Origin of the sequence: Tranquillimonas alkanivorans (assembly GCF_900115595.1) — a bacterium.
Taxonomy (GTDB): domain Bacteria; phylum Pseudomonadota; class Alphaproteobacteria; order Rhodobacterales; family Rhodobacteraceae; genus Tranquillimonas; species Tranquillimonas alkanivorans.
Genome location: NZ_FOXA01000028.1, coordinates 25,158 through 34,605, shown reverse-complemented (window position 1 = coordinate 34,605; position 9,448 = coordinate 25,158). Strand labels below are relative to the sequence as shown.

The window sequence follows — 9,448 nt, the reverse complement described above, 5'->3', positions numbered from 1 at the left end:
GTAGGTGTTCAGGTACATCAGGACAAACATCACCACCGTGGAGGTGAGGATCATCAGGCCAAAGCGGATGTAGGACATGTCTGTTTCCCTCGTTCGTCGTTATTCGGTTTCGGCGCCACCGCCGTGCGCGCCACCGCTCTGCTCACCACTGCTGTGCGCGCCGCCACCGTCCGGGACCAGAGCCGCGTAATCCTCCGGCGAGAGACCCGGCAACTGAGAGACGAAAGCCGTGATGGACACGATCTCCTCGGCTCCGTGTTCCGCGCCGAAGGCCGGCATCCCGGACATCTTGATGCCGTTCTCGACGATCCAGCGGATTTCCTCGGGCGTCCAGTTTGCAGCGGCTTCGGTCAGGTGTGGGGGCTCGGGCTTCATGCCGCGGGACCATCCGGCCGGCTCCCGGCCGGGGGCGCCGTGGCAGTGCGCGCAGCTTTCGGCGTAGTTCGCCGCGCCCTCGGCCACGCTTTCGGCCGGAAAGCTTTCCGGCAACTCAACCCCGTCCGCCCGACGCGCGATGGAACGCTGCATCGTCGTATCGAGGGTCCATCGGACAGCGTCGAAGTGCCGGTCCGAGGCTGCCACGTTGTAGGCCCCCGTGTAGACGACGGTCAGCCAACCGGCGATGCCGACAAGGAGCGTCGCGAACACGCCCACTACAATGCCCTTGATCATGGTCCCCATGAGGGTTCTCCAAAGTTGCGAATGGCTTGCCGCGACGGATCAACCCCGGGATCGTCGTGCCGGTTCACCATTTCATGCCGAATTCGATGTGCCGGCGGGCCAACGTCCGTTTCTGCCGATTCGCCCAAAGCATCTCGCCTCTGCGGCGAAGGTCCGGACACCGCCCCCTTGCAAGATTTCTACACCGGACCCCGAGCCTGAAGGCGGGTTCCGTCGGACAGGATGACGACGTTCATCGGGACATCCCAAGGCATCGGGAAGATCGTGCGCAGGCGGCACTCGGCGAAGCCGACGCCAATCACGTGCGGACGCGGCTCCAGGCGCACCAGCGTCCGGTCATAGTACCCGCCGCCGTTGCCCAGCCGGAAAAGCGCCTCATCCACGCCGACCAGTGGCGCGATGACCGTGTCCGGATGCTCGGACTCCCCCTCGGCCGGCACCGGGATGTTCCAAAGACCGCGCTCCATCCTGCATCCGGGGGTCCAGCGCCGGAACGCGAGCGGCGCATCCTTGCGCACGACGACCGGAAGAAGAACGCGCGCGCCGGCCTCGTGAGCCTCGCGCATCCATCCCCGCAGGTCCGGCTCCCCCCGGATCGGCCAGTAGACAGCGATCCTTTGCCCCGGCGCGGGCGCCACGAGCCCCGCCAGCGCATCTTCGAGGACGTCAGCCGCTTTGCGGGCTTCGGCAACGGGACGGGTGCGGGCCTGCAGCAGCCGCGCGCGCTCGGCCCGCCGGAATCGGGCGACGTCCCGGACGGTCTGAGGATCGACGGGATGCCCGTCGACCAGGAGATGACCCAGGCACGGCTCCGATCCGCCTCCGGCGGGTTCCTCTTCCATCACGATGCCTCCCTCAGCGGACGGTCCGGCGGGAACAGCGTGTCATAGCCCCAAGTGAAAACGAAGGCGTATACCAGGTAGAATGCCGCGAAGGACAGGTCCATCAAGAGGGCGGCCAGCAGGGAGATGTCGAGCCACCAGGCGAAAAGCGGCAGAAGGATTAGCAGAAGCGTTGTCTCGAAAAGGAACGCGTGCGCGACCCGGATCGGAAGCGTCTTGTTCGTGTCACCGCGTCTTCTCTGGAGAAGACGATCGAAGCCCAGATTGAACAGATAGTTCCAGCCTGTTGCGACTGTCGCGCCAGCAACGGTGAGCACACCCATCTCGTCGAGAGGGTGGTCGAACACCCACCCGAACAGCGGCGTGACGATGGAGAGGCCCAGAAGCTCGAAACTGACGGCCTGTCGAATGCGGTCGGACGTTGTGCGCATGCAAGCGGCTCCGTGTCTTGCCGGGCCGTCCCGGAATGCTGGCGCGCGGACCGAGCGGAGCCGTCCCCGCCTGCATCCGAGGTGGCAGGTCTGCGCGGCGCGATCAAGACGCTTGCGATCCAAGGCAGCGCCAGCGTCGGGCACGGCAGGAGCGACAGCGAGCGGAGTGGGAGGTCGAATGGTCTATGTGAAGCGATACCAGAAGGGGGCGCGACCTTTACGGTAGCGGTTGAAATCGGGGCCGCGCCCGAAGATCGGGGCGGTGGCATCCCGGAGACGTCCGCGGCCATTTTCGAGGGCGGCCTTCTGTTCCCGACGATAAGCGCCGCGCACGCGCGGATCCGCCCAGACCTCGCCCTGCTCGACGAGCCAGGCGGCGGCGTCCCGGCCGTCCGGCAGATATACGCGCGCTGAGAAGACGTGGCGTTCCTTCAAGTTCAGCGGCTCGACCCGCACCTCCCTGTGGCGAAGGAGCCGTTCGATCGCCCTCTGATGGCCGACGAGTTTCTTGCGGCTCGGAACGTGCACACCCCACAGATCAACGCAGCGAGTCTCATCATCGACTTGTACAAGAAGTCCGCCGCCCCTGGTGCCGACAACGCATCCGCTGAACGGGTCGGGCGACTTGTACCCTGCCCTCGCCACGCAGTTTCTCCAACCACGGATTATGATGGCTTCAATCGGGGCCAGCTTCATGTTGGGGCGGGCAAGGAGGAACTGAGAAATCGACATGATGACGCGCTGTTCTGCCTACAATATCCGAAAGGCTACCGACCGGTCCCCGTGAAATCCAGTGGAAGCGTTCCGATTGAGGCGAGCTGCGCGGCGGTGCGCTGCAAGGTGCCAGCCTTCATCTTCATGGCCGGATGCGGCGGCTGTGGACATTGGCCCTTGGTGGCATCAGCGGGCGAGGGGAATACGAAGCTCACACGGCCTACCGCCTGCGGGCGTCCTTCCGAAGGTGCGTTTTCAGCTTCGCTCCCGTCGGAAGACGCGGTCGCGCCGCGCCTGCGCACTGCAGCCCGCACGTTAGCGACCGAGTAACCGCGTCACGCGGCACGACCGCCGGTCGCCTGGTCCGACGCCGCCTCTTCCGCAGCATCGATCGCCCATTCCTGGGCCACCTCGACGGCAACAGGCGTCGCTGTCGGCAGTACCGGGGCATAAGAGGCCGTCTCGTCCACGGAAGGTGCGGCGCGTTGCGTCATCCGGAAGGCGGCGTATGCGCCCACCGCCAGCATCAGCCCGGCGAGGTAGAGCCAGAATCCCTGCGCGCCCACTGTCGCCATCATCCAGCCGGTGATCAGCGGACCGGCGACGGCGCCCACCCCGTTGATGAAAATGAGACCGCCCGAGGCCGCGGCCATGTCCTCGTGCTCGAGATAGTCGTTCGTGTGCGCGATCAGCAGAGAGTAGAGGGGATTGGAGGTGCCCCCGACGAGGAACGCCGCCACCAGAAGGATGGCGAAGGCGCCGCCGGTGATCATGGCGAGCAGCCCGGCGCCACCGCCGGCCAATGCGGCGATCATGATCAACAGCCTTCGGTCCATCCGGTCCGAGGCCCAGCCGATCGGAAACTGCAGCACGAGCCCGCCGATGTAGATCGTCGCGATGAAGATGGAGATCTGCCCGACATTGAGACCGACATCTGTTCCGTAGACGGACGCCATACCGAAGAGCGCCGAGAACACGCCCCCCATGAGGAACATGCCCACGCAGCCCAGCGGCGAGAACGCATAGAGTTGCATCAGGCTCATCGGCTTGGCGGTTCCGAAAGCGGGCGTGGGGTTCACCGACAAAAGGATCGGCGCGAACGAGATCGACACGAGCACCGAGGGGATGACGAAGAGGATAAAGCCCGACGGATCGCCGAGGTTCAGCAGGCCCTGCGCCGACACGATGCCGACCATCTGCACGATCATGTAGAGCGACAATGCCTGGCCCCGCGTCTCGTTCGTGGCGGAGTTATTCAGCCAGCTTTCCGCGGTGACGTAGACGCCCGAGAAGCAGAAGCCGATGATGACGCGCAGCAGCGTCCAGGCCCAAGGCTCGGTGATCGAGGGGTAAAGGATCAGCACCGCCGAGATGAACGACCCCAGCGCCGCGAAGACCCGGATGTGGCCCACGCGGCGGATCAACTCAGGTGCAAGTCGGGAGCCCCCAAGGAAGCCAAGGAAGTACGCGGACATGACGAAGGACATCTCGAAAGTCGAGAAGCCCTCGATCCCGCCGCGCACGCCCAGCAGCGTGCCCTGCAGACCGTTGCCCACCATCAGTAGCCCCATGCCCAGCAGCAGCGGCCAAGACGTTCTCAGAACCTGCAGCATTCAGCCTCCGCAGCGATCTCCACTGGCCCGTCGCCGTCTCGGCGCATCCGATCGAGCAGCCAGCGGAGCCATCTCCCGGGCCGGGAATAACAAAAGCGCCGAAGCTGCGTAAGGCGTGCTGATCCGAGGTAATGCCCCGGTCCCGCGCCATCAGGTTCCGGGTTGGAATCGATCAGCGGACGTACCGCCTGCCGATGTACTTTCCGCCGAGGGCCGAGACGGTCTGCCCCGCTTTGCATTCGACGCACCGCCAGTGCATCCTCGCGGCCAAGGAGGCCCGCGATGCACGACGACCACGACCACGCCGACAACGAGATGGACGCGATGACGGCGCGGGTGCGCGCGCTTGAGACCGTGCTCACCGAGAAGGGGCTGGTCGACCCGGCGGCCGTGGATGCGATCATCGACACCTACGAGAACAGGGTCGGTCCGCGCAACGGCGCGGCGGTCGTTGCCCGCGCCTGGACGGACCCAGAGTTCGCAAAGTGGCTGCGACAGGACGCAACCGCGGCTATCGCGTCGCTCGGCTTCTCAGGGCGCCAGGGCGAGCACATGGTTGCCGTCTTCAACACGCCGAAGGAGCACAACATCGTCGTCTGCACCCTCTGCTCCTGCTATCCTTGGCCTGTGCTGGGCCTTCCGCCGTCATGGTACAAGTCGCCGGCGTACCGGGCGCGGGCGGTGCGCGAGCCGAGAGCCGTGCTGGCGGAGTTCGGCGTGAGCCTGCCCGAGGAGACACGCATCCGCGTCTGGGACTCGACCGCCGAAATTCGCTATCTCGTCGTTCCCGAACGCCCCGCCGGCACGGACGGAATGAGCGAGCCGGCTCTCGCGGCGCTCGTCACCCGCGACAGCATGATCGGCTGCGGGTTGGCGCTGACACCGGAAGCGGCATGAACGGGCCGCAGGACGTCGGCGGGAGGCACGGAGTCGGCGCCGTCGTTCCGGAGGACGAAGCCGTACGCTTCCATGCGGACTGGGAGAAGCGCGTCCTCGGCCTCACCCTCGCCTGCGGCGCACTCGGTCATTGGACGCTCGATACATCCCGTCACGCACGTGAGAGCCTGCCGCCCGCGGTGTACTACAACGCCAGCTATTACGAGATCTGGCTGCGCGCACTCGAGCATCTCCTGGAGGCCGCGCAGGAGATCAAACCGGACGAGCTGACGAACGGCCATGCCATTCACCCGCCGCGCCGGCCCGACCGTCGTCTCACGACCGAGGCTGTGCCAGACGTGCTGGCGCGTGGCGGGCCGACCGAGCGGACAGGACCGAAGCCGGCCTTCGCCATCGGCGAACGTGTGCGCACGCGAAACCATCAGCCGGCCGGGCATACCCGCCTGCCCGGCTATGCCCGTGGCGCAGCCGGGGTCGTCGAGGCGGTGCATGGAGCTCATGTCTTTCCCGATACGAATGCGCACGGAGACGGTGAGCATCCACAGCCCCTCTACACGATCCGCTTCGAGGCAACCGAGCTTTATGGCGACGGCGCAGATCCCACCCTCTCGGTCAGCATCGAAGCTTGGGAGTCGTACCTTGAACGAGCCTGACACGCCCTTCGAAGAACCCTGGCAGGCGCACCTCTTCGCGCTCACGGTCGCGCTGAATGAAGCCGGCCACTTCACCTGGAGCGAGTGGACCGCGCTCTTTGGCAGGCGCAAGAGAACGGTCGACGAGACCTACTGGGCAGTCTGGTCCGACGCCTTGCTCGAAATGCTGGAACGGAAGCGCCTCTGCGGCGCTTCAGACGTCGCCGCGTTGGCCGCCCGCTGGCAGGCGGCGGCCCGCGCCACGCCCCATGGTCAACCCATTGCCCTGGATGCGGCGCCCGCAGGCGACGCATAGTCTGCTGCATCACGATCCACGTCGCTCTGCCACTTGCCGGACAGCGCGGGCCGTGCCCCGCCGAGAAGGCGCAAGCGGCTGTGCTTGCGCCACTTGACCCGGCGAAGGCGGCGATGCGGTGGACGGCTTGATACCACTGCGAAAGTGCGGGCGTCCGCGTGAAATGACAGGTCCTGGGCTCTGCTTTCTCGTGGCGCAATAGACCAGAGCGAACCGTCAGTCGGTGCACGGGAGCCGCCCTTACTCGCGGATGCCTTGGCCATACCACGCCGCGCCCCGTCACATTCTGCGGCGCGGCTTTTGCAGCCGCTGCGCGGTCATGGTAACGGGCGCGGCGAGCTGAGGACCCGGGTTGCCCGAGGCGCGGCCGAGCGAGCCCGCAAGATGACGACGAGGGTCGAAGTGAGGCTGCACGGCAAGCGAAACATCCGACGCCTTGAACGCCAGAGCAGGCGACTGGCTGTCAGCCATGCCAAGGAGAAAACGGTGCCCATCCTGACCTTCGCTCGGCGGAAAATCGGCGAGACGCTGGAGATCTACTGGATCCTCGTCCGCATCATGGTGCCGGTCATCCTTCTGACGGAGTTGCTTTCGCGCTTGGGTCTCATAGACGCGCTCGCCCCTGCCTTCGGTCCCGTCATGAGCCTCGTCGGCCTGCCACCGGAGCTGGGGCTGGCCTGGCTCACGGGCTTGCTGGTCGGCATGTGGGGCGCGATCCCGATCCTCTTCACGCTCGTCCCGGTTTCGGAACTCAGTGTGGCGGACGTCACGGTCTTCTCCTCGCTTTTGCTGATCGCGCACGCCTTGCCGCTCGAGCAGAAAATCGTTCAGAAGGCGGGGCCCGGACTGATCGTGACGATGCTGTTTCGCGCCTTGGGCGGGTTGCTCTACGCGTTCATCCTCCATCGCCTCCTTTCTGCTACCGGCTGGTTATCCGCACCGGCGAACCCGGCGTGGATCCCCATGAGCACGTCGAGCGATTGGCGCGACGTCTTCTCGGGACTTCTGGAAACCATGCTGACGATGCTGGTCATCCTGCTGGCCCTGCAATGCGCTCTCGACATCCTGAAGCGGACCGGCATCCTTGATCTTCTGATCACGGCGATGGCGCCCCTTCTGCAGCTCGCCGGGATAAAGCGCGAGGCCGGACACCTGGCTGCAGTCGGACTGTTCCTCGGTATCTCCTACGGGGGTGGATTGCTGATACGGGAAGCGCGTTCGGGCGCCGTATCTCCTCGGCAGGTTTTCCTGACCTGCGTGTTCATGGGATTTGCCCACAGCATCATCGAGGATACTCTTCTTGTTGTGGCGCTCGGCGCCGATGTCGGCGGAGTTCTTGTCGGGCGGCTGGTATTTGCGGTAATCGCGACAGCCGTTGTCGCGAGGATCGTCCGCAACTTGCCGGATGCAACCTTCTTCAGGTGGGCCTTCCACAACCCTGGACCCGCTGAAGAAAAGCCGGCAGTGATGCGCCGCGGTTAATGGCGTCCACAAGGCAGAGGTGGCCCTGCCTCTGGTACACCGCCCACTCGTCCGGATTTCCTGGCACGGGCGGCTCGACCCCCCGGTCAGCGCGAGAACGGTTCAGAGCGTCGTCGGAGTTGCAGCACGCGCCGTGTCTGCGGGGACGACGCCAACGAAGCCCCCCTTGCCGATCCGGTAGTGCTGACGGATGAGCGACGCCATCGCCTCGGCGACCTCGCCCTTGGCGATCTCCGAGCGATACATGTTGATCTTCTGCGACTTGAGCTCGGGAAGTTGCCCCCCGTGGTGCACCGCTTCGCAGTACGGCGGCTCCGTTCCTTCGATCATGGCGGTGATTGCCAAGTCGGCCGCGACCGTTGCCTCGATCGCGCGATCGGACTGGGACTCGACAGCGATCTCCCAGTCGATGCCCGCCTGGTCGAGCGCTTTCTGAGACCCGGAGCGAAATATGCAGTAGGCGCAGAAGGCCAGCCGGACCGGCCGGACTTTCCAGGCGCTGCCGCCGCGAGCGCCGATCCAACGCAGGGGCCGCTCGATGAGCGTCTCGCCTCCGGAGTCCATCCCGTCTTCCGTCGTCAGAATGAAGTCGCACTCGCCATGCTCGAACTTGCGCTTGAGATCACGAGTGTAGGACGAGAAGAGCTGCACGCGGACACGCGGGAATTCCCCGGCGAAGCGCTGCAGGATGCCCGGGATCGCCGGATATACAATGTCGTGCGGCACGCCCACCACCAGCTCCCCCTCGAAGGCGCTGTCGGTCATCCGGGCCATCACCTCGTCGTTGAGGTCCAGCATGCGGCGCGCGTAGGCCAATAGCTGCTCACCACCAGGCGTCAGCGCAATGGTCCGGCCGCCACGGTCGAGGAGCGAGGCGTCGAGAGATTCCTCGAGCCGCTTGAGCTGCATCGATACGGCGGACTGCGTGAGGTTCAGGAAACCAGCCGCGCGCGTCACACCGCCCGCGTCTGCAACGGCCACGAAGGAACGAAGCGCGGTCAGGTCGAGGTTTCGCGGCATATCATCATCCGTGATTCATCACGCCACAAAGCATCGTTTTACATTATATGCCTGAAGTTTCATTTTTAATCAACGATAATGATGCTGATGACGGCTTGCATCACGCAAACGAAATGAGACCGAAGATGTTCAACGCGATCTTGAGCCCTACCCGCCGACTCGCCCGCCAAGGCCGCAAGCGCGGCGTCTTGGCCAGGCTTCTGCATCTTGACGCCGTCTGGCGGCAGCGCAACGACCTGCGCAATCTCGACGACCATATGCTCAAGGATCTCGGCCTCACCCGTTCCCAGGCTCGCGCCGAGACGCAGCGTCCGATCTGGGACGCTCCTTCACACTGGATGTAACATCCGTTTCGGCGGCACACGGTCCCGATCGGAGTCGACACGTCGAACGCGCGTCCGTTAGGCTTGTATCCGATCAGCATCAACAGAAGCGGACGACAAGATGGCGACTGGAACGGTGAAGTGGTTTAACGCCGACAAGGGCTACGACTTTATCGCGCCCGATGCGGGTGGCGGCGATGTCTTCGTTCATATTTCCGCGGTCGAGAGGGCCGGCTTGAGAGGCCTGCAGGAGAACCAGAAGATCGAGTACGACGTGGAACGCGGTCGCAACGGCAAAGATCAGGCGGTGGACCTTCGAACCCTTTGACCGCGCTCGCGTCACAACCTCGTCATCGCGTCTTTTAACAAGAGCCCTGGCGCAGCGAGCCCTTCTCTCCTCCATGGGAACCTCCTGTCTGACGGTGGGAAGACCCCGATCGTCAGCCCGGACAGTCCGGCCACATGGAAGAACGCTGATGCGACGGACCAACGCCACC

Annotated in this window: 12 protein-coding genes and 1 pseudogene; 6 read left to right on the top strand and 7 right to left on the bottom strand. The window is 65.0% G+C overall.

Annotated features, from left to right (window positions below):
- The 6 genes and pseudogenes from BM162_RS23370 to BM162_RS18940 all read right to left on the bottom strand — a co-directional run.
- Nucleotides 1–78, bottom strand: a pseudogene (locus tag BM162_RS23370) (DUF305 domain-containing protein); the annotation flags it as partial.
- A gap of 21 nt (nt 79–99) precedes the next feature.
- Nucleotides 100–681, bottom strand: coding sequence for a c-type cytochrome (locus tag BM162_RS18960; protein WP_093425119.1), 582 nt, complete (start codon nt 679–681; stop codon nt 100–102).
- Nucleotides 682–860: 179 nt separating this feature from the next.
- Nucleotides 861–1,523 (bottom strand): 5-formyltetrahydrofolate cyclo-ligase, encoded by a 663-nt coding sequence (locus BM162_RS18955; protein WP_093425117.1) that lies wholly within the window; start codon nt 1,521–1,523, stop codon nt 861–863.
- A complete protein-coding gene (locus BM162_RS18950) occupies nt 1,523–1,954 on the bottom strand; it encodes a PACE efflux transporter (RefSeq protein WP_093425115.1) in 432 nt (143 codons plus the stop codon). Before BM162_RS18950 ends, BM162_RS18955 begins: the two co-directional genes overlap by 1 nt.
- A 183-nt stretch (nt 1,955–2,137) precedes the next feature.
- Entirely contained in the window at nt 2,138–2,686 is a 549-nt protein-coding gene (locus tag BM162_RS22495; protein WP_143096226.1) for a hypothetical protein, read from the bottom strand.
- Between the two features lie 317 nt (nt 2,687–3,003).
- Entirely contained in the window at nt 3,004–4,281 is a 1,278-nt protein-coding gene (locus tag BM162_RS18940) for an MFS transporter (protein WP_093425111.1), read from the bottom strand.
- A 282-nt stretch (nt 4,282–4,563) separates the two neighbouring features.
- On the opposite strand from BM162_RS18940, the gene nthA reads away from it, so the two are divergent.
- The 4 genes from nthA to BM162_RS18920 all read left to right on the top strand — a co-directional run bounded on the left by nthA (nt 4,564) and on the right by BM162_RS18920 (nt 7,608).
- Nucleotides 4,564–5,178, top strand: a complete 615-nt coding sequence (gene nthA / locus BM162_RS18935) for a nitrile hydratase subunit alpha (RefSeq protein WP_093425109.1) — start codon at nt 4,564–4,566, stop codon at nt 5,176–5,178.
- Nucleotides 5,175–5,831, top strand: a complete 657-nt coding sequence (gene nthB / locus BM162_RS18930; RefSeq protein WP_093425107.1) for a nitrile hydratase subunit beta — start codon at nt 5,175–5,177, stop codon at nt 5,829–5,831. The genes nthA and nthB overlap by 4 nt, the downstream gene beginning before the upstream one ends.
- Nucleotides 5,818–6,126, top strand: a complete 309-nt coding sequence (locus BM162_RS18925; RefSeq protein WP_093425105.1) for a nitrile hydratase accessory protein — start codon at nt 5,818–5,820, stop codon at nt 6,124–6,126. The genes nthB and BM162_RS18925 overlap by 14 nt, the downstream gene beginning before the upstream one ends.
- Before the next feature lie 384 nt (nt 6,127–6,510).
- On the top strand, nt 6,511–7,608 hold the full coding sequence (locus tag BM162_RS18920) for a nucleoside recognition domain-containing protein (protein ID WP_143096224.1): 1,098 nt from the start codon (nt 6,511–6,513) through the stop codon (nt 7,606–7,608).
- Nucleotides 7,609–7,710: 102 nt separating this feature from the next.
- On the opposite strand, the gene BM162_RS18915 is transcribed toward BM162_RS18920, so the two are convergent.
- Nucleotides 7,711–8,628 (bottom strand): LysR family transcriptional regulator, encoded by a 918-nt coding sequence (locus BM162_RS18915; protein WP_093425103.1) that lies wholly within the window; start codon nt 8,626–8,628, stop codon nt 7,711–7,713.
- 125 nt (nt 8,629–8,753) lie between these two features.
- On the opposite strand from BM162_RS18915, the gene BM162_RS18910 reads away from it, so the two are divergent.
- Both BM162_RS18910 and BM162_RS18905 read left to right on the top strand, forming a co-directional pair.
- Nucleotides 8,754–8,972 (top strand): DUF1127 domain-containing protein, encoded by a 219-nt coding sequence (locus tag BM162_RS18910; RefSeq protein WP_093425101.1) that lies wholly within the window; start codon nt 8,754–8,756, stop codon nt 8,970–8,972.
- A gap of 100 nt (nt 8,973–9,072) precedes the next feature.
- Nucleotides 9,073–9,279 (top strand): cold-shock protein, encoded by a 207-nt coding sequence (locus BM162_RS18905; protein ID WP_093425099.1) that lies wholly within the window; start codon nt 9,073–9,075, stop codon nt 9,277–9,279.
- The last annotated feature ends 169 nt before the right edge of the window (nt 9,280–9,448 follow it).

Bases quoted from the DNA above. Each gene is read 5' to 3' on its own strand.
- BM162_RS18960 (WP_093425119.1), bottom strand. From the start codon at position 681: ATGGGGACCATGATCAAGGGCATTGTAGTGGGCGTGTTCGCGACGCTC.
- BM162_RS18955 (WP_093425117.1), bottom strand. From the start codon at position 1,523: ATGGAAGAGGAACCCGCCGGAGGCGGATCGGAGCCGTGCCTGGGTCAT.
- BM162_RS18950 (WP_093425115.1), bottom strand. From the start codon at position 1,954: ATGCGCACAACGTCCGACCGCATTCGACAGGCCGTCAGTTTCGAGCTT.
- BM162_RS22495 (WP_143096226.1), bottom strand. From the start codon at position 2,686: ATGTCGATTTCTCAGTTCCTCCTTGCCCGCCCCAACATGAAGCTGGCC.
- BM162_RS18940 (WP_093425111.1), bottom strand. From the start codon at position 4,281: ATGCTGCAGGTTCTGAGAACGTCTTGGCCGCTGCTGCTGGGCATGGGG.
- nthA (WP_093425109.1), top strand. From the start codon at position 4,564: ATGCACGACGACCACGACCACGCCGACAACGAGATGGACGCGATGACG.
- nthB (WP_093425107.1), top strand. From the start codon at position 5,175: ATGAACGGGCCGCAGGACGTCGGCGGGAGGCACGGAGTCGGCGCCGTC.
- BM162_RS18920 (WP_143096224.1), top strand. From the start codon at position 6,511: ATGACGACGAGGGTCGAAGTGAGGCTGCACGGCAAGCGAAACATCCGA.
- BM162_RS18915 (WP_093425103.1), bottom strand. From the start codon at position 8,628: ATGCCGCGAAACCTCGACCTGACCGCGCTTCGTTCCTTCGTGGCCGTT.
- BM162_RS18910 (WP_093425101.1), top strand. From the start codon at position 8,754: ATGTTCAACGCGATCTTGAGCCCTACCCGCCGACTCGCCCGCCAAGGC.
- BM162_RS18905 (WP_093425099.1), top strand. From the start codon at position 9,073: ATGGCGACTGGAACGGTGAAGTGGTTTAACGCCGACAAGGGCTACGAC.